At 59.7% G+C, this 19,170-nt stretch carries 12 protein-coding genes and 1 tRNA gene; 7 read left to right on the top strand and 6 right to left on the bottom strand.

What is annotated here, in order from left to right; all coding sequences use genetic code 11:
- Positions 1-24 precede the first annotated feature (24 nt).
- From loaP to DXB98_RS01305, 4 genes are all read right to left on the bottom strand, one after another.
- Positions 25-570 carry an antiterminator LoaP gene (gene loaP, locus DXB98_RS01320; RefSeq protein WP_233505050.1) on the bottom strand — a complete coding sequence of 182 codons (546 nt, stop codon included), beginning with the start codon at positions 568-570 and terminating at the stop codon, positions 25-27.
- 787 nt (positions 571-1,357) lie between these two features.
- A tRNA-Ala gene (locus DXB98_RS01315) sits at positions 1,358-1,433 on the bottom strand.
- A gap of 71 nt (positions 1,434-1,504) precedes the next feature.
- Positions 1,505-2,146, bottom strand: a complete 642-nt coding sequence (locus DXB98_RS01310; RefSeq protein WP_117742865.1) for a thiamine diphosphokinase — start codon at positions 2,144-2,146, stop codon at positions 1,505-1,507.
- Positions 2,147-2,155: 9 nt separating this feature from the next.
- Positions 2,156-2,845, bottom strand: coding sequence for an HAD family phosphatase (locus tag DXB98_RS01305; protein ID WP_117742864.1), 690 nt, complete (start codon positions 2,843-2,845; stop codon positions 2,156-2,158).
- A gap of 331 nt (positions 2,846-3,176) precedes the next feature.
- Here DXB98_RS01305 and glgB point away from each other — a divergent pair, with 331 nt between their 5' ends.
- From glgB to DXB98_RS01270, 7 genes are all read left to right on the top strand, one after another.
- Positions 3,177-5,438, top strand: a complete 2,262-nt coding sequence (glgB, locus tag DXB98_RS01300) for a 1,4-alpha-glucan branching protein GlgB (RefSeq protein ID WP_117742863.1) — start codon at positions 3,177-3,179, stop codon at positions 5,436-5,438.
- 94 nt (positions 5,439-5,532) lie between these two features.
- Positions 5,533-7,959 carry a glycogen/starch/alpha-glucan phosphorylase gene (locus tag DXB98_RS01295; protein ID WP_117742862.1) on the top strand — a complete coding sequence of 809 codons (2,427 nt, stop codon included), beginning with the start codon at positions 5,533-5,535 and terminating at the stop codon, positions 7,957-7,959.
- A gap of 106 nt (positions 7,960-8,065) precedes the next feature.
- The gene (locus tag DXB98_RS01290) at positions 8,066-9,214 is read left to right on the top strand and encodes a glucose-1-phosphate adenylyltransferase (RefSeq protein ID WP_117742861.1); all 1,149 of its coding nucleotides are present in this window, start codon (positions 8,066-8,068) and stop codon (positions 9,212-9,214) included.
- Between the two features lie 4 nt (positions 9,215-9,218).
- Complete coding sequence (gene glgD / locus DXB98_RS01285; protein WP_117735092.1) at positions 9,219-10,346, top strand: glucose-1-phosphate adenylyltransferase subunit GlgD; 1,128 nt, start codon at positions 9,219-9,221, stop codon at positions 10,344-10,346.
- 90 nt (positions 10,347-10,436) lie between these two features.
- The gene (glgA, locus tag DXB98_RS01280; RefSeq protein WP_117742860.1) at positions 10,437-12,635 is read left to right on the top strand and encodes a glycogen synthase GlgA; all 2,199 of its coding nucleotides are present in this window, start codon (positions 10,437-10,439) and stop codon (positions 12,633-12,635) included.
- Positions 12,636-12,852: 217 nt separating this feature from the next.
- On the top strand, positions 12,853-16,149 hold the full coding sequence (locus DXB98_RS01275; protein ID WP_117742859.1) for a 4-alpha-glucanotransferase: 3,297 nt from the start codon (positions 12,853-12,855) through the stop codon (positions 16,147-16,149).
- An 87-nt stretch (positions 16,150-16,236) separates the two neighbouring features.
- Positions 16,237-16,473, top strand: coding sequence for an FmdB family zinc ribbon protein (locus DXB98_RS01270; RefSeq protein WP_117735090.1), 237 nt, complete (start codon positions 16,237-16,239; stop codon positions 16,471-16,473).
- A 141-nt stretch (positions 16,474-16,614) separates the two neighbouring features.
- Here DXB98_RS01270 and DXB98_RS01265 read toward each other — a convergent pair whose 3' ends face one another.
- Complete coding sequence (locus DXB98_RS01265) at positions 16,615-18,021, bottom strand: RsmB/NOP family class I SAM-dependent RNA methyltransferase (RefSeq protein ID WP_233505049.1); 1,407 nt, start codon at positions 18,019-18,021, stop codon at positions 16,615-16,617.
- Positions 18,018-18,938 carry a methionyl-tRNA formyltransferase gene (fmt, locus tag DXB98_RS01260; protein ID WP_117742858.1) on the bottom strand — a complete coding sequence of 307 codons (921 nt, stop codon included), beginning with the start codon at positions 18,936-18,938 and terminating at the stop codon, positions 18,018-18,020. The genes DXB98_RS01265 and fmt overlap by 4 nt, the downstream gene beginning before the upstream one ends.
- Positions 18,939-19,170: the final 232 nt, after the last annotated feature.

Below are 19,170 nucleotides of genomic sequence, written 5' to 3'. Positions count from 1 at the left end.
GTTCTGTGTAGCGATCGCCTGCAACTAGGCGATCGCCTTTTTAAGGTTGCGCATGACGCGCTGCTCGGCCGAAAGCACGGCAAGGCCAACGCGGGTGGTTACGCGTCGGCCGCACAGGTCGAGCTCCAAATAAGCAGTGCTCTTGCGTCTGTTAATGGTTTTGATAAGGCCTTCGTAGCCCAGAAGCGGACCTGCCGTCACTACGACCTTGTCACCGTCTTTAAAGGCCTCGCTCATGGGCACTACGCGGTCTCCCCTATGCGTAAAGCCGCCAATAAGCTGAACCTCTTCTTTTGCTAGCGGCACAAACTGACCGTCCTGGGATAGCACCCGGGCAAAGTCGTCCATGCGCAGCAGGTACTGTTGCACGGTTCGGGGATCTGCTGTATCGCAGATAAGATAACCGGGAAAGAGCGGCTTGGTCGTACAGACCCATTCGCCGTGTACTTTGATCTCGGTTTGAAATTGGGGATAAAAGAGCTCCTGCATGGCGCTCGCCGGCACCATACGCTCGATGCGCTCGCGCATTACGTCTTCGCGACCGTTAATGACCTGGATCACATACCACACGAGCACCACCCCCTTTCTGTCTTACGTGTGGAACACGGGGTTTGGGTATGGCTTCGCCAGGGCGCTTGTGCGCGGAGGCGCTCCATATTCAAACCCTGAGCCCAGTTAGACAAGCACGTGGCTCTGCCCCACCGTGAACGGTATGTATGAGTGCAGTTGCTAGAGACGCGGACGTGTATCGCAAAAATGACCGCGACTCCAGCTGGCTGCGTGCGAACCAGTCAAGCGGGTACAAAACTGGACCGCACGCAAACAGCTGAAGAACTGCTGTGGTTTGCCGTAGCAGTTCATTGCACCGTCTAACGCAAACTTAAAAGCAGCCGCAAAAGCAAGTGAAAATCGCGCATGGCAATCGATATTGGAGCTCATGGTTTTTCTAACACCGCCGTTACGACCGGATGCTGATCAACCCCGTGCTATGTGGCCTGTTAGAGCCGTGAGCACAGTTGAACTCATGTAACGTTAGGTATCCTAGCACAAGCTGGTAGCGAAACTGATTTGGGTTGCGTTGGACAACAAATCGTTCATTTGGCGTGCTTAAGGGGGTTGTTTTTGGATGTTGTTCACGTTGATGCAGGTTAATGGGATGCTAACGGTGATTAGGCGCGTTCCTGAAGCCCAAATGGAACGGCGATCTACACTGAAAATCGCGTTTGGCCAACAAACTTATGTACAAACATGGGAAATAAATTGTGCAACTTTTTGTTGGCCTAGGTGAGGTTTGTGGCGCGAGGTATTTTGGCATGAAAAAAGGCCTTCGGGATTCCGAAGGCCTTTGCATTCACGATGGTGGAGACGAGGGGAATCGAACCCCTGACCTCTTGACTGCCAGTCAAGCGCTCTCCCAGCTGAGCTACGCCCCCCGTGACGAGGAGATACTATAGGAGAAGTTGGCACGGCGTGCAAGGACTTTTTTGGGTCAGATTCTAAATGCCTATTGATATAGGTAAGCGATGGCGGTGCCGGCGTGGACTTGGATCGTGGCTGTTGACCTGACAACGTTGCTGATGCCCGTGTCGGTCAACAGGCCCAGAGGGCTGTGATCTAGTTCCCATTCTAGGCCGTGCTCGCTTACAACCGTCCCAGGGGCTATAGCGATTATGGAGAACGTCTGGCCCTCGGCACCTTCGATGATCCAGGATTCGCCTGCGTGAAGGAAGCGAGCGACCACCTTGTCCTCGGCAATCCAGACTGGGGCGTCATCGTAGCCTGCGAGTAGACCCAGTACGGAAAGCGCCATATCCGGGCGGCCACCCGTGGCGCAGGTCGCGACCACTTCGGCACCCGGCCAGCGACGGCGAACGGAATCGAGCGCCAGCGCCAGATCGGTATAGTCCTTGTAGGGGTCGTGGCGTTCTACCTCAAAGGCTTCGGCGGCATCGACTAGCGCTCGGCCTCCATCGCTTACCGTGTCAGCGTCGCCGACATAGACCTCACAGCTCAAGCCGGCACCCAAAAGGGCGTCCAGGCCGCGGTCCACGGCGACAACGTGGTCGCACTCCCCTGCTAGCCTACGCAACAGATCCGCGCTCGCCACCACGGGCGAGCCGCAGACCACAAGTACTTTGCAAGCCACAGCTCTCGCCTAACCCTCAAACGAAAGCACGCGGGCCAGATCCAGCTCCTCATAGCTATCGATAAAGATATCGCAGTTGGCACGCACATCGTCGCGCTTCATACGGCCGTGCGGGTCATAAATACCCACGCGCTTAAAGCCGGCGACTCCAGAGCTCTTTAGGCCAAAAACGGCGTCCTCAAACACCCATGCGCACTCAAACTTGTGCCCATGGCGCTCCTCCAGGCGGCACAGCGCCAGCTCATATACGTCGGGGAACTGTTTGGAACGTCCCGCCTCGCCCGTGGTGGTTATAAACTCCATGTAAGCGTCGAGCCCGGCTCCCGCAAGCGAAGACGTAACCAGCTCGGCCGGCGTGGACGTGGCGACGCACATGGCAATACCCGCCGCCTTCGCCTGCTCCAAAAATGCCAGGAGACCCTCGCGCGGCGGCACCTTGGAGTAGCCATCGATCAGGATGTCGCTCAGCTCACGATATAGTTCCTCGCCATTCGCGCCAATGCCCCACGTGTCGTGGTAGGCCTGGCATTCGTCCTCGAGCGAAAGATGCTCAAACTGGGCAAAATCGTCGACCGTCACGTCAACTCCGTGGCGGTGCAATAATTCGGGCTGAGCATAGGCCCAAACGGGGGTGCTATTAACCAGTGTGCCGTCGCAATCGAAAATAAAAGCAACCTTGGGAGCGGCGGTATGAGACATAAACGAACCTTTCGATGTCAAATGGTAAACAACCTGCTAAAAACGTTTTACCAAACGTCAGGCTAACAATTTTGAAACCCTAATTGGTAAAACTGTCAAGAGTTTTACCACTGCAATTCTGTCAGTGGTCTAAACATGGCGCTCGCCGATTAAACACCGCCGCAAATCCACTTTTCTCCATAAAAGTAACGAACAGGTGTTATCGTATTTCGTGCCGAAAGTTCCACCGAGCACGCGAGGTGGAATGAATCATAGAACTATCGCCGTCCCTTCGATTCGTGCAGCCTTGGACCTTTCGCATCTAGTCACCAAGGCAACATGCTGCCGTGTCATGATGGGATCAAACGTGAGCGATACAAAGCTAAAGCCAACGGCCAAAAAGCCCGCTACCCGTAAAGCCGCCCCGCACGCACCGGAGCTCTCTAAGGACGATGTCTATCTGTTTGGCATCGGTACGTGGGAGCGCAGCTGGGAAAAGATGGGCGCGCACCCCGACACGCAGAACCGTACGCGCGGCTGGCGCTTTTGCGTTTGGGCGCCCGACGTAAAGAGTGTCCATGTCATTGGCGAATTTAACGACTGGGATGAGGAAGCCAACCCGCTGGTGCCCGTGCATACGAGCACCATTTGGGAAGGCTTTATTCCTGGCGTCGAGCAGGGCCAGCTCTATAAATACCTTATCGAGACCAACGAGGGCGAGAAGCTCTACAAGGCCGATCCGTACGCTTTTAAGGCCGAGTGCCCTCCGGGAACGGCAAGCGTGCTGTGGGCCCTCGACGGCTATAAGTGGAACGACGCAGCATGGCTCAAGCGCCGCGCCGGCCACAACCACATGTCGCAGCCGCTGAACATCTACGAGGTGCATATTGGCTCGTGGAAGCGCCACGGTGACGCGCCGCAGGGCGAGCCCGATGAGTACGGCAACTACCCCGGTCCCATGGATCCCTTCCCCGCGCAGCGCGGCGAGTTCTACACCTACGACGACCTGTCGGTGGAGCTCGTGGACTACGTGCGCGACATGGGCTACACGCATATCGAGGTCATGCCGCTTATGGAGCACCCGTTCGACGGCTCCTGGGGCTACCAGACGACCGGCTACTACGCCGCCACGTCGCGCTACGGCAACCCGCAGCAGCTCATGCACTTTATAGATGCGTGCCACGAGGCGGGCATTGGCGTGATCATGGACTGGGTGCCCGGCGGTTTTTGCGCCGACTCCCACGGCCTGGCCACCTTTAACGGCCACATGTTGTTTGAGCACGAGATTCACCCCAACTGGGGCACGCATAAGTTCGACTTCGCCCGTGGCGAGGTCCGCTCCTTCCTGGTCTCTAACGTGCTGTACTGGCTCGAGAACTTCCACGTGGACGGCATTCGCATGGACGGCGTGTCCAGCATGCTGTACCTCAACTTTGGCATCGACGATCCGGGCCAAAAGAAGTTCAACAAATACGGTACCGAGGAGGACCTGGACGCCAGCGCGTTTATCCGCCAGGTCAACTGCGCCGTGGAGGCACACTACCCCGACGTGATGATGATGGCCGAGGAGTCCACCGCGTGGCCGCTCGTAACCTATCCGCCGCAGGACGGCGGCCTGGGCTTCCATTACAAGTGGGACATGGGCTGGATGAACGACACCCTGCACTACATGCAGACCGATTTTCCGTGGCGCCCCGGCAACCACGGCCTGCTCACGTTCTCCATCATGTATGCCTTTACCGAGAACTTCATTTGCCCGCTGAGCCACGACGAGGTCGTGCACGGCAAGTGCTCCCTTATCGGCCGCATGCCGGGCGACTGGTGGCGCCAGTTTGCCGGCCTGCGCACGCTTGCCTTCTACCAGATGACGCACCCCGGTGCCAAGCTCAACTTTATGGGCAACGAGATCGGCCAGTTTATCGAGTGGCGCTACTACGAGTCCATCCAGTGGTTCCTGACCGAGGAGTATGAGACCCACCGTCATCATCAGGCGTTTATCAAGGCGCTCAACCACCTGTACACCGCCGAGCCCGCTCTGTACGAGCGCGGCTACACCGACGACGGCTTTACCTGGATCGATGCGGACAACTCCAAGCAGTCCATCGTGAGCTTTGTGCGTCAGGGCGAGGACATCGATGACGACCTGGTGATCCTGATCAACTTTGACCCGGCGAGCTACGAGAGCTTCCGCGTGGGCGTGCCGCGCGAGGGCGACTGGGAGGTCATCTTTGACTCCGACCGTCCCGAGTTTGGCGGCAGCGGCTATGCCGGCGTGGAGCCCTACACCTGCTCGAGTGAGCCCTATCCCTGGAATGGGCAGATGGACTCCATTGAGATTAAGGTTCCAGGCCTGGCAGGCGTGGTGCTTAAGCGCCGCGGTCCCAGCAGCTACAAGCCGCCGGTGGTCGAGGCCCCCAAGACTGCGCCCAAGAAGCGCACGTCCTCGGTGAAGCCCAAGGCCGCGGCTGCTAAGAAGGCTCTGGCTAAGGCAAAGGCTGCTAAGCCCGCTGCCAAGGCTTCGACCAAGTCCGCCACGGCCAAGAAGGCAACTGCCAATAAGGCTGCTCCCAAGGCCAAGACAGGCGCCGTTAAGGCATCTGGCAAGGACGCGTAACAAAGCCGTTACCGCTGTAATTACCCGCCCCGTCGGGGCGTAGGATGTAAGTCATAACCGTTCCGGGGGAACCGTCCCCGGGGGAAAGGAACGTATGAATAAGATCTTCGACAACAAGCAGGAGTTTACCGAGCTCTATCGCGATGCCGTCATGAGCATCAGCGGCAAGAGCGTCGAGGCCGCCAGCGACCTGGACCGCTTTAACGCCCTGGCCAAGCTCGTGGCCGAGAAGGCGCGCACTGTCGCCACCAAGAGCGACGCCCGCGTCACCGCCGAGGGCAAGAAGCGTGTGTACTACTTCTCGATCGAGTTTTTAATCGGCCGCCTGCTCGACAACTACCTGCTCAACTTTGGCGTGCGCGACATGGTCGCCGAGGCGCTCGACGACATGGGCTTTGACCTGTCCGTCATCGAGAACCAGGAGCCCGATCCGGCACTGGGCAACGGTGGCCTGGGCCGTCTGGCCGCGTGCTTCCTGGATTCCATGGCAGCCGAGGGCATTGCCGGCTACGGCAACGGCATGCGCTACCGCTACGGCCTGTTTAAGCAGGAGATTGTTAACGGCAGCCAGGTCGAGACCACTGACGAGTGGCTCACCCACGGCTATCCCTGGGAGGTCCGTCGTCAGGACAAGGCCGTGACCATCAAGTTTGGTGGCCGCGTTGAGGGCTTTGAGGAGGACGGCCGCACGTTCTACCGCACGGTGGATACGCAGGACATCCTGGCCGTTCCTTACGATATCCCCGTGGTGGGCTATGCCGGCGAGACCGTCAACAAGCTGCGCGTCTGGGCCGCCGAGCCGGTCGAAGAGCACTTTGACCTGGAGGCCTTCAACCGTGGCGACTATGCCCTGGCCGATGCCGAGCGCGCCGAGGCCGAGGCCATCAGCGCCATCCTCTACCCCAACGACGCGGGCGAGCACGGCCGTCTGCTGCGCCTGAAGCAGGAGTACCTGTTTGTCTCTGCCGGCATCTACAGCCTGCTCGACACCTTTGAGAAGGAGCACGGCGCGAACTGGGAGCTGTTGCCGCAGTTTGTTGCCATCCATACCAACGACACGCACCCCGCCATGTGCGGCCCCGAGCTCATGCGCATCCTCATCGACGAGAAGAAGCTCGAGTGGGACGACGCATGGAACATCGTGACGCAGGTCGTGAGCTACACCAACCACACCATCCTGCCCGAGGCTCTGGAGAAGTGGCCCATCGGCACGTTCTCCAAGCTCCTCCCCCGCGTGTACCAGATCATCGACGAGATCAGTCGCCGTTGGCACGAGTCGTTCGACACCACGAAGGACGGCTGGCAGGAGCGTCTGCGCCAGACCGCCATTCTGTGGGACGGCGAGATTCGCATGGCCAACCTGTCCGTGATCTGCAGCCATAGCGTCAACGGCGTGGCCAAGATCCACTCCGACATCATCAAGAACATCGTGCTCAAGGACTTCTATGCCCTGACGCCCGAGAAGTTCAACAACAAGACCAACGGCATCTCGCACCGTCGCTTCTTTGCCGAGGCCAACCCCACCTATGCCAAGCTCGTGACCGATGCCATTGGCGATGGCTGGCTCAAGGACGCCTTTGAGCTGGAGAAACTAAAAGAGTTCCAGAACGACACCGAGTTCCTGAAGGCCGTGGGTGCCTCCAAGCGCACCAACAAGGAGCGTCTGGCCGCCTACGTTAAGGCCGAGACCGGTCTGGTCATTGACCCCAACACCGTCTTCGACGTTCAGGTAAAGCGCTTCCATGCCTACAAGCGCCAGCTCATGAACATCATGAAGGTGATGGACATCTACAACCGTCGCATCGCCGATCCCAACTTCCACGTGACGCCTACGACCTTCATCTTTAGCGGCAAGGCAGCCTCGAGCTACACCTTTGCCAAGGAGACCATCCGCCTCATTAACTCCGTGGCCGACGTCATCAACAATGATGCACGCGTCAACGAGGTCATGAAGGTCTGCTTTATCCCCAACTTCCGTGTGAGCAACGCCCAGCTCATCTACCCCGCCGCCGAGATCTCGGAGCAGATCTCCACGGCCGGCAAGGAGGCCTCGGGCACGTCCAACATGAAGCTCATGATGAACGGCGCCATTACGCTGGGCACCCTCGACGGCGCCAACATCGAGATCGCCGACCTGGCCGGCCGCGAGAACGAGGCCATCTTTGGCCTGACCGCCCCCGAGGTCGAGCAGCTGTGGGCATCGAACAGCTACTTTGCTTGGGATACGCTAAACAACGATCGCGAGCGTCTGGGCCGCGTGATGGACGAGCTCAAGGACAACACCTTTGCGGGTCTTTCGGGCAACTTCGAGAGCATCTACAACGAGCTCATGAACAACAACGATCCCGACCTGGTCATGGCCGACTTCCGCAGCTACGTGGATGCGTGGGAAAAGCTCACTGGCAGCTACGGTGACCAGGAGACCTGGAACCGCAAGGCCCTGCTCAACACCGCCTCCTCCGGCTGGTTCTCGAGCGACCGCACCATTCGCGAGTACCGCGACGACATCTGGCACGCGTAAAGGCGCGCGAGTCCCCTTTGCCGCACGGCATTACTCGACGGGCGCGACCGAGCGCCGTGCCCGTCGCTAATGGGTTTAGGAACATCGATGACAGAAGGAGAGATCGATGAGTAAGAAAGAATGCATCGCGATGCTCCTCGCGGGAGGACAGGGCAGCCGATTGGGGGCACTTACCCAAAAGATCGCCAAGCCGGCGGTTAGCTTTGGTGGTAAGTTTCGCATTATCGACTTCTCTCTGTCCAACTGCTCCAACTCGGGCATCGACACGGTGGGCGTTCTGACGCAGTATCGCCCCTACCTGCTGCATGCCTATGTGGGCTCTGGCGAGGCGTGGGATCTGGACAGCCGCGACGGTGGCGTGTCGATCCTGCCGCCGTACGAGACGCAGACCGGCGGCGCCTGGTATGCGGGCACGGCCGACGCCATTACGCAGAACCTCGACTACATCAAGACCAACGACCCCAAGTACGTCCTGATTCTTTCGGGCGATCACCTGTATCGCATGGATTACCGCAAGATGCTCAAGACGCACATTGAGAACAACGCCGACCTCACGGTGAGCGTTATGCCCGTGCCGTGGGAGGAGGCCAGCCGCTTTGGCATCCTGACCACCGACCCCGAGGACGGCCGCATCACCAAGTTTACCGAGAAGCCCGAGAAGCCCGATTCGAACCTCGCGTCCATGGGCATCTACATCTTCTCGGCCGACGTCCTGATCGAGGCGCTCGAGGAAGACGCTCTGGACCAGCGCTCGAGCCACGACTTTGGCAAGGACATCATCCCCAAGCTGCTCGGCGAGAACAAGCGCCTGTACAGCTACGAGTTCCACGGCTTTTGGAAGGATGTCGGCACCATCGCCAGCTTCCACGAGACCTCGATGGACCTGCTGGGCAACAACCCCGAGTTCGATCTGTTTGACAAGCACTTCCCCATCATGTCCAACATCACCACGCGTCCGCCGCACTACATTGGCCCGGACGGCCGCCTGGACGACTGCCTGGTCTCCAACGGCTGCAAGATCTACGGCACCGCTCGCCACTCGATCCTTTCGACCGATGTCATCATCGAGGAGCGCGCTGTGGTCGAGGACTCCGTGTTGCTGCCGGGTGCGCACGTTAAGAGCGGCGCGCACATCTGCCGCGCTATTTTGGGCGAGAACTCCACGGTCGAAGAGGGCGTGAAGCTCGGCTCTGTCGATACCACCAAGGATACGGCCGTCGTTGGAAATGACGTCGTTATCGGGAAGGGGGAATGATCCGATGATCAATCGCAAGGCCATCGGCTATATCACCGCTAACTACTCTTCGACCTACGGCAGCGTGCTGCTCAAGGACCGCCCCATCGCGTCCGTTCCGTTTTTGGGCCGCTACCGCCTGATCGACTTTCCGCTGTCCAACATGATGAATGCCGGCATTAAGACCGTCGGCGTCGTCATGCCGGGCAACTACCGCTCGCTGATCGACCACGTGGGTTCGGGCAAGGACTGGGGCCTGGATCGCAAGAAGGGCGGCCTGTTCATGGTGCCCGGCAACGCGTATGGCACCACCAAGGGCGGCATGCGCTTCCTGCTGCGCGACATCATCTCCAACAAGACGCTGTTCCAGCGCTCGGACAAGCCCTATGTTGTGATGATGGGCACCAACATCATCTTTAACATGGACCTCAACACCATCATCGAGGCGCACGAGAACTCCGGTGCCCAGATGACCGTTGTGTACTGCAAGGCCACGCGCAACGTTGATGACGAGACCAAGCTCGAGATTAACGAAAACGGCCGCCTGACGGGCGTGAGCGCCGGCGTCGTGTACGGCGACAACGCGTCTATGGACTGCTGCATCGTCAACCGCGAGACGCTGCTCGAGATTATCGACCACTACCAGGCCGCCGACTATCTGGACCTGCTCGAGGCACTCCAGGGCGACTTTGGCAACATCGACGTGTGCAGCTACGAGTACAAGGGCGAGGTCGTGGGCGTGTTTAGCGAGAAGTCGCTGTATCGCCGCAGCATGGACCTGCTCGACCAGACCGTGGCCGATCAGCTCTTCGATCCCGAGCGCCCGATCCTGACCAAGGCTCACGACGTGCCGCCTTCGCGTTATGCGACCGGCAGTCACGCGTGCAACTCGATCATCTCGGCCGGCTGCATCATCAAGGGCACCGTGCGCAATTCGATCCTGTCGCGCGGCGTCGTGGTCGAGGAAGGTGCGTCGGTCACCAACTCGATCATCAACCAGAGCTGCATCATCAAGAGCGGCGCCCGCGTCGAGAATGCCATTCTGGACAAGAACAACGTGGTTCCCACCAACACCGAGCTTCGCGGCACACCCGAGAACATCCTGGTGCTGGGCAAGGCTCCGTTAACTTCCGACACCACCATCGTACGTTAACGTTGGTACCGCAACATCGCTCGTAACATGTAGAATAGCCGCCCGGTTAGCGCCAGGCGGCTATTCTCGAATTGCAACATAGGAGACAATATGGCACAAACCAGCAAAAAGATTCAGATCGTGTTTGCCTCGGCCGAGTGCGCACCGTTTGTTAAGACCGGTGGCCTGGGTGACGTGGCGGGCTCGCTGCCCGCGGCGCTTGTGCGCGCCGGCGCCGAAGTTATCGTGATGGTGCCCAAGTACGCCACCATCAAGGACGAATACAAGGCGCAGATGGAGCACTTCTCCGACTTTTACGTGAGCCTGGGCTGGCGCAACGAGTACTGCGGTCTCGAGAAGCTCGAGCACGACGGCGTCACCTATATGTTCATCGACAACGAACGCTACTTTGCGCGCGACTATCCGTACGGCTTCTTTGACGACGGCGAGCGTTTTGCGTTCTTCTCCAAGGCCATCACCGAGAGCCTGCAGCACCTGCCGGCCGGCTTTGAGTGCGACATCCTGCACTGCAACGACTGGCAGACGGCACTGGCGCCCGTGTTTTTGCGCGAGTTCTACCAGGGCTTGCCGCTGTACGACCGCGTCAAGACCGTGTTCTCGATCCACAACGTGGCGTTCCAGGGCCAGTTTAGCGACACCGTGATGGAGGACATCCTGGGCGTGGCGCATATTCCGGCGGCCGCCTCGCAGCTGCGTTGCGACGCCTGCAGCATCAACTACATGCTGGGCGCGCTGCGCTATGCCGATGCCATCACCACGGTGAGCCCCACCTATGCCAACGAGATCCAGACGCCCGAATTTGGCGAGGGCCTGGACGGCGTGCTGCGCGAGCGCTCCTATGCGCTGCAGGGCATCCTCAACGGCATTGACGTGGCAGGCTTTGACCCGGCGACCGACAAGCGCATTGCCGCCAACTACACCGTGGAGGACCGTTCCGGCAAGGCCTTGTGCAAGGCCAAGCTGCAGGAAGAGCTAGGGCTCGAGGTGCGCGACGACCGCCCGCTTATGGTGATGGTCACGCGTCTGACGCGCCAGAAGGGCATGGACTTGGTCATGTACGCGCTCGACCGTATTTTGGCCGGCGGCGTGCAGGTGGCCGTGCTGGGCACTGGTGACCGCGACTACGAGGACGGCCTGCGCTATTTCCAGGACAAGTACCGTGGCACCATGGCCGCGCGTATCGAGTTTGACCCGGCGCTGTCGCAGCGCATGTATGCTGCCGCCGACATGTTCCTGATGCCTTCGAAGTTTGAACCCTGCGGTCTGTCGCAGATCATCGCCATGCGATACGGCACGCTGCCCATCGTGCGCGAGACCGGTGGCCTTAAGGACACCGTGATCCCGTACAACGAGTTTACCGGCGAGGGCACGGGCTTCTCGTTTAGAAACTTTAACGGAGATGAGATGGGCGACGCGGTGTTCCGCGCGGCGCGCCTGTTCTGGGATAACCGCGACGCTTGGAACCAGCTGGTCACGCAGGCCATGAGCCAGGACTTTAGCTGGACGCGCTCGGCCGACAAGTATCTGGACCTGTACTTCTTTATGCATCCGGAGATTGAGAGGCCGGCGGCTGTTGTGGAGGCTGCGGCTGAGCCCGAGGTTGTGGCCGAGCCCGAGCCCAAGGCCGAGGTCAAGCCGGTTGAAGCTGAGCCCGCAAAGGCCGAGCCTGAGGTGAAGGCTGAGGTTGCTTCTGAGGCAGAGGCCGAGGTCAAGCCCGCTGCAAAGCCCGCAGCTAAGAAGACCACGACCCGTAAGACGACCGCCAAGAAGGCTACGACGACCAAGGCTGCTGCGTCTAAAACGACGGCTGCCAAGGGAACGACCACGCGCAAGCGCACGACCGCCGCTGCCAAGAAGGCCGCCGAGGCCGAGGCTGCTCCCGAGGTAAAGGCCGAGACTCCCGCCGTTGAGGCCAAACCGGCCGCCAAGGCTCCGGCTAAGACCGCTGCCAAGAAGACGATCACGACCGCCAAGAAGGCAACAGCTGCCAAGACCACCACGCGCAAGCGCAGCACGACTACGACCAAAAAGACCACGACTAAGGCCGCAGCTACCAAGGCAGAGGCTAAGCCCGCCGCCGTCAAAGAGGAGCCCAAGCCCGAGGTAAAGCCCGAGCCGGCACCGAAGGCCGCCGAGGTCAAGGCTAAGACCAAGGCTGCCCCGAAGGCAGAGGCTAAGCCCGAGCCTGCCAAGGAGACCCCGGTCTCCCCCGCCGCTCCGGCAGAGGAAAAGGCCCCGTCCAAGAAGACGTCCGTCCGCAAGGCCACGGCTGCCCGAAAGCGCCGCTAGCCCACAGACGATCCAAAACCTCATCAAACCCTAAGCAAGGGGCGCTCCAACCGGGCGCCCCTTCTCTGTAGAAAGTGGTAAAACGATTTTCTAGGACAACCGTTCGCCGATGATAAACGGATGTTGTTTATACACCCTGTGTACAACAGATATACTTACATCCTGTGCGTAAAGCCCATGGCCCGCAGGCCGTGATTCTATTGAACTGGACCGTACTATGAGATTGATACACAACAGCCGTCTGCCGCAGTTTCGCACTCCGTTTGGCGCTGTGACCACTGGAACTTCCGTTTCGCTGTCGGTAATTTTGGAGGATGCCGACCCCAACCAGGCAACGCTTACCCTGCGTACCTGGGTCGACGAGATTGGGGAAACTCTGTATCCCATGACGCACGAGGGCGACGGCATCTTTACCGCCGAGCTAGAGTGCACCGAGCCCTGTCTTATCTGGTACAGCTTTATATGCAATATCGAGGGCCAGCCCGAGGTCCGCTTGGGCGCACCGCAGGGACGCACCGGCGGCGAGGGCGTAACCTACGACTACGCCGAAGTGCCGTCGTTCCAGATCACCGTCTACAAGCACCGCGAAGTTCGACCCGAGTGGTACGAGCGCGGTATGGTCTACCAGATCTTCCCCGATCGCTATGCCCGCGACGAGCACTGGCGCGAGCGCACGCTGGCCGAGGTCGAAAAGCCGCGTCGCGGCATTCAGCGCCGCATGGTCGAGGACTGGAACGAGCCGCCCGTATACGAGCGCGCCGAGGACGGCTCCATCAAGACCTGGGACTTTTACGGCGGATCCCTCAAGGGCATACAAGAAGACCTGCCTCGCATCGCCGAGCTGGGATTTACAGCCATCTACCTCAACCCTATTTTTGAAGCCGCGAGTAACCACCGCTACGACACCGCCGATTACACAAAGATCGATCCAATTCTGGGCACCGAGCAGGACTTTACTGAGCTGTGCGAGGCGGCCGAGAAGCTGGGCATTTCCATCATTCTCGACGGTGTGTTCAACCACACGGGCGACGATTCGATCTACTTCAACCGCTACGGCAACTACCCCGGCGTGGGCGCGTGGCAGAGCGAGGATTCGCCGTGGCGCGATGCGTTTTATTTCCATGAGGACGGCTCGTACGACTGCTGGTGGGGCGTGGGCAATATGCCCGCCATCAATGAGAGCTCCGAACTGGTACGCGAGCGGCTCCTGGGCAAGGACGGCGTGATCCGTAAATGGCTACGTGCCGGCGCCCATGGCTGGCGTCTCGACGTGGCCGACGAGCTTTCCGATGATTTCCTGACCGAGATCAAAAAGGCCGTGCTAGCTGAGAAGCCCGACGCGCTGTTGCTCGGCGAAGTCTGGGAAGATGCCTCTAACAAGATCAGCTATGGCCATTTGCGTCGTTACCTGCAAGGATCTGAGCTTGACTCGGCTATGGATTATCCCTTCCGCGACATGGTCATCGGCTTTTTGATGGGCTACAAGAATGCCTTCCAGGCAGCCGAGGATATCGAGACCCTGCGCGAGAATTATCCGCGCGAAGCCCTGTCCTGCGCGCTCAACCTGCTATCGAGCCACGACCGCCCACGCATCATCTCGGTGCTCGGAGGCGGCCCTGACGAGTCGCAGCTACCCGAGTGCGAGCGCAGCAAGTGGCGCCTGGACGAAAACTCGATGGACCTGGCCAAGAGCCGTTTTTGGCTCGCAACGCTCATGCAGATGACGTTCCCCGGCGTGCCTTCGATTTACTATGGCGACGAGTACGGCCTTGAGGGCCTGACCGATCCGGGCAATCGCCGAACGCTGCCTTTAAAGGAAGACCTGCACGACTTCGATACACTCGCCATCCTTAAAAACGCCTCGGCCGTGCGCCGCGCCCTGCCATTTATGGTAGACGGCGAGATCAAGGCCTTCGCGCTCAACGACGAGGTACTAGCCTACACGCGCACCGGTAAAGACGGTGAGGCCGCAACGGTTATCATCAACCGCAGCCTGCGCAATTCGCACCGTGTGACCATTCCGGCGCTCGGCGAATGCGCAAGCGACGTGATCAGCGGCCACGAGTGCGAAATCCACAACGGTACCGTCACACTCGATCTGTATCCGCTGGGGTCGTCGATCATCTATCACTACGCCGAGCAACGTCTACAAGAGCCGCTTGATCACGGCGCGGGTGTCGTGTGCCATATCACCTCGGTGCCCAGCGACGATGGCAAGCCCGGTACGATCGGTGCTCCCACGCGTCGCTTTATCGACCATCTGGCCGCCATGGGCATGCGCTACTGGCAGGTCCTGCCCGTCAACCCGACGGATTTCTTCCGATCCCCTTACGCCGGTCCCTCGGCCTTTGCGGGCAATATCGATCTGCTGCCCGAAAGCCACGAGGAGCTGGCCGCCGACTTTGTTACCTGGAAGGCTCGCGGCGGTGAGGATGCCGACCCGCTGTACACGGCGTTTAAACATCGCAACGCCAACTGGCTCGAGAAGTACTGCGTTTACATGGCCGTTAAGAAGTACTTTGAGGGCGAGTCGCGCCACGATTGGCCGGCAGATGTCGCGCGCTACAACGAGCATCTGATCGACGACAAGCGTTTCCACGACGAGGCCGAGCTGCAGGCGTACATGCAGTACCGCTTTGACCTGGCCTGGTGCGAGCTTATGAACTATGCGCACAAGAAGGGTATCGAGGTCATCGGCGACATTCCTATGTATGTCTCGGACGATTCGGCCGATGCGTGGAGCGAGCCCGAAAACTTCTGGCTGTCCGATACCGGCAAGACGATTGAGATTTCCGGTGCGCCGCCCGACAACTTTGCGCCCGAGGGCCAGGTGTGGGGCAACCCGACGTTCCGCTGGGACCACATGAAGCAGAACGGCTATAGCTGGTGGATGGATCGCCTGCGTCGCGCGTTCTCGCTCTACGACCGCGTGCGTCTGGATCACTTCCTGGGATTCCACAGCTACTTTAGCATTCCTGCGGGCAAGGACTGCGCCGACGGTCGCTGGCTGGCGGGACCGGGCAAAGACCTGTTCCAGACCGCCTACGATGAGCTGGGTCCGCTCAACTTTATCGCTGAGGACTTGGGCTATCTGACGCCTGGCGTTCGCGCCATGGCTTTGACCTGCGGCTTCCCCGGAATGGACGTGCTGGAGTTTAGCGACTACGACGTTCGTTGCGGCGTGCACCCCACGCCAGGAAAGATCCTGTACACCTCGACGCACGATACGTCGACGTTGGCCGGGTGGTGCACGCGTTCCTTTGCGGACGGCGATGGACCGAGCGGTGTCGAGGTGGCGGCCAAGCTGATGAGCGACGCGCTGGCAAGCGACGCTCCCCTCGTGATGATGCCGCTGCAGGATGTTCTGGGGCTAGGCGACGTCGCGCGCATGAACGTTCCGGGCGTGGCCACGGGCAACTGGACCTGGCAGGCTGACGAGGCCGACGTTGCGGCCGCCGAGGGCAAAACTGCGCAGCTCCTGCGCGACACCCATAGATTCTGGGGCGAGGCGTGATAAAACGCCCGATATAGGGTACAGTACAGACGTTTGAATTTTTGCGGGCAGAGTAATCTGCCCGCTTTGTGCTGAAAAGGAAGTATTATGGCGCGCTACGATTACAAGTGCTCGAGCTGCGGCAACGTGTTTGAGGTTGAGCATCCCATGTCCGAGACTCCCGAGGTCGTTTGCCCGAGCTGCGGCGCTCCGGCGGCCAAGACGTTCTCGGCCAACGGCATTAAATTTGAGGGCAGCGGTTTCTACAACACCGACCAGCGAAGCGGCGGCTCAAGCACCAGCGCCACCAGCGGCTGCTGCGCCAATTGCCCGCACAACCACTAACAGCCGAGCAACCAACCACACGCCAACATAAACACAAACGAGGGCGGCCTGCGACTACACCAGTCGCAGGCCGCCCTTTTTCGTAATGTCAACGCCTTTGCGCCAATACGGTCTGGGTAGCTAAAATAGCCCCGTCCCAAATTAGCTACTTTGGCGGACCAGGCGAGCGCAGAAGTGGCCGTCGTAGGAGTCGGCGTTTACCGGCACGCTTTGGAAGAGGCCTCGATCGTTTTGGCGTACAGAAACGAGCTTCTTGGCCTGCTCGAAGTCGGGCAGTTGCAGAATCTGTGCCCCGGAAAGCGGTGCCATGGTAAAGCCGGCACCCTCGGGAGAAGCAAGGAACGCGTCCACGACCTGCGTGTTCTCCTCGTCGAAGACCGAGCACGTCGCATAGATGAGTTCACCGCCGGCAGCCACGCGCACGGCTGCTTCCTTGAGCATTGCCAGCTGCAGCTTGGGCAACTCGGTCGTAACGTCATTCTCAGTTAGGCGCCATGGGATCTCGGGATGACGGCGCATGGTGCCGGTGCCCGAGCACGGTGCATCGATAAAGACCGTGTCGAACTTTACCGGCTCGCCAAGCATGGCATCAAACGATGTGAGCACCTCATCAAGCTCGCAAGCATCGCCCGAAACCGTACGAACGCCCTGAATACCGGCCTTATGCAGGCGAGCGAGATTCAGATCGCACTTGCGATCATGCAGATCGAGCGCCGTATGCTGACGCTCATAGCCCGCACGCTTGGCCTGGCACATCATCACATAGGTCTTGGTGCCACGGCCGGCGCCAATCTCAAGGCAACGCCCAGGACGGGTCGCCGCGGTCGCGATAAGCTGGGCATTGAGATCCGAGGCCACGGCCGCAGCGCGCTCAAACAGGCCCGATGCAACCGTGACCTGCGCATCGACCGGAGCATGGCAGCCCGGGAAGACAGGCGTAACGAGCTGCGAGATATACGGATCGGGCTTAGTCGCAAACGCATTCTCGTGCAGGGCCAGCGGCGCGGGGGCCAGATTGCCGGCAAAGTTAAGCGCACCCTCTGGCGTGTCAAACGACGCCATAATGCGAGCGCACAGCCAACGCGGCAGACCCATCAGGCGCGACAGACGGACCAAGCGCCGCTCAGGCTCATCCACATCGGACGCAGTAGCAAAGTCCTCAACATTGTCCGCAACCTTGTGCAGCACGGCATTGGCCAAGCCAGCGGCGGACTTAGCACCGCAGCGAACCAGCTCAACACCCTGACTTACGGCAACGCGGCCAGGCGTATGCAGATAGAGCATCTCGAAGACCGAGATACGAAGCGCCATGCGAACACGCGGTGCAACCTTTTTGGGCTTATCGAGAAACTGGTCGAGCAGCTCATCCAAAATGCCCTGCGTGGCGGCAACGCCCAGCGCCAAGCGGGCAGCAAAAGCGGAATCGCGCTGGTCAATAGCCTTGGCCGATGCGCGAGAGGACAGCACGTCACGTGCATACATGCCGCGGCGGTCAGCTTCCATTAGCACATCGAGTGAAAGCTTGCGTGCAGGAGACAGCTTGCTCACGACAAAACACCCCAGATAAGATCGGCACCCTGCAGGCCAGCAGCCCAAGCAGAAGCGGCCATAGCACGCTTGCCATCGGGCTTAACTTCGAGCAACTCAACCGTGCCATCGGAAAGACCAAGGTAAACACGCTTGTTCCTAACGTCAACGGCGCCCTCTCCAAGCGACACATCAGCCGGCGCAGCATCGAGCACGCGCACGGTCTTACCGGCAATCACGCAACGAGCAGGCGCGGTATCGGACGAAGCCAGCACATGGCGCACGCAATCAAGCGCCGCCATGTGCGGATCCAGGCGCATCTCCTGCTTAGAAATCTTGGCAGCATGAGTGACGAGCGCCTCATCCTGCTCAGTCCAAACAGCCGAACCATCGGCAAGCGAGGGAAGCGTATCGGCAAGCAACTTGCCGCCAAGCTCACCAAGCTCCATGGTCAAAGCCTCGGCATGCTTACCGGCGACTGACGTAGACGCCTGGGCGCAATAAGCGCCGGTATCCACGCCATGCCCAATGCGCATGATAGAAACGCCAGCAATCTCATCACCAGCGAGAATCGCACGCTGAATAGGAGCAGCCCCACGCCAACGAGGCAGCAGGGACGCATGAACATTCACAATACCGAGCGGCGCCATATGCAGCACCTCATCGGGCAAAATGCAGCCATAGGCAGCCACACAGAAAATGTCAGCCTGGGCAGCCCGGAGCGCCTCAACAACCTCAAGCGTCATACGATTAGCTTCAACAACAGGCAACCCCAGCTCAAGCGAGCGAGCCTTAACAGGAGACGGCTCCAGCTTCTTACCACGCCCACGAACAGCATCAGGACGAGTAACAACAAGTGCAATCTCATTCCCAGCCTCAACAAGCGAAGTCAAAGAAGGCACAGCAAAATCAGGCGTACCCATAAACACAATACGCATATAAGTTTGTCTCCTCTCAATAACGAGCCGAGACGGCTACAAAAAAGCGTTCCAGGTCGCAAGCGCACCCAGCCGCAAGAACAGTTCAACAAAGACAAATATACCCAAAAACAAAGAAAGAGCCGCATAAAAGCAGCCCTCCCAACAAAGCACCTATCAGCGAAGACGCCCTTCCCTGGCCCGACGGCACCCGGGCGAGTCAAGCAGCGTCAACGTAGTCCCCGGGGCGCCC

It is taken from the genome of Collinsella sp. OM07-12 (assembly GCF_003438275.1).
Taxonomy (GTDB): domain Bacteria; phylum Actinomycetota; class Coriobacteriia; order Coriobacteriales; family Coriobacteriaceae; genus Collinsella.
Note: the sequence above shows the minus strand (reverse complement) of the source record. Positions and strands in the feature narration are given on the sequence as shown.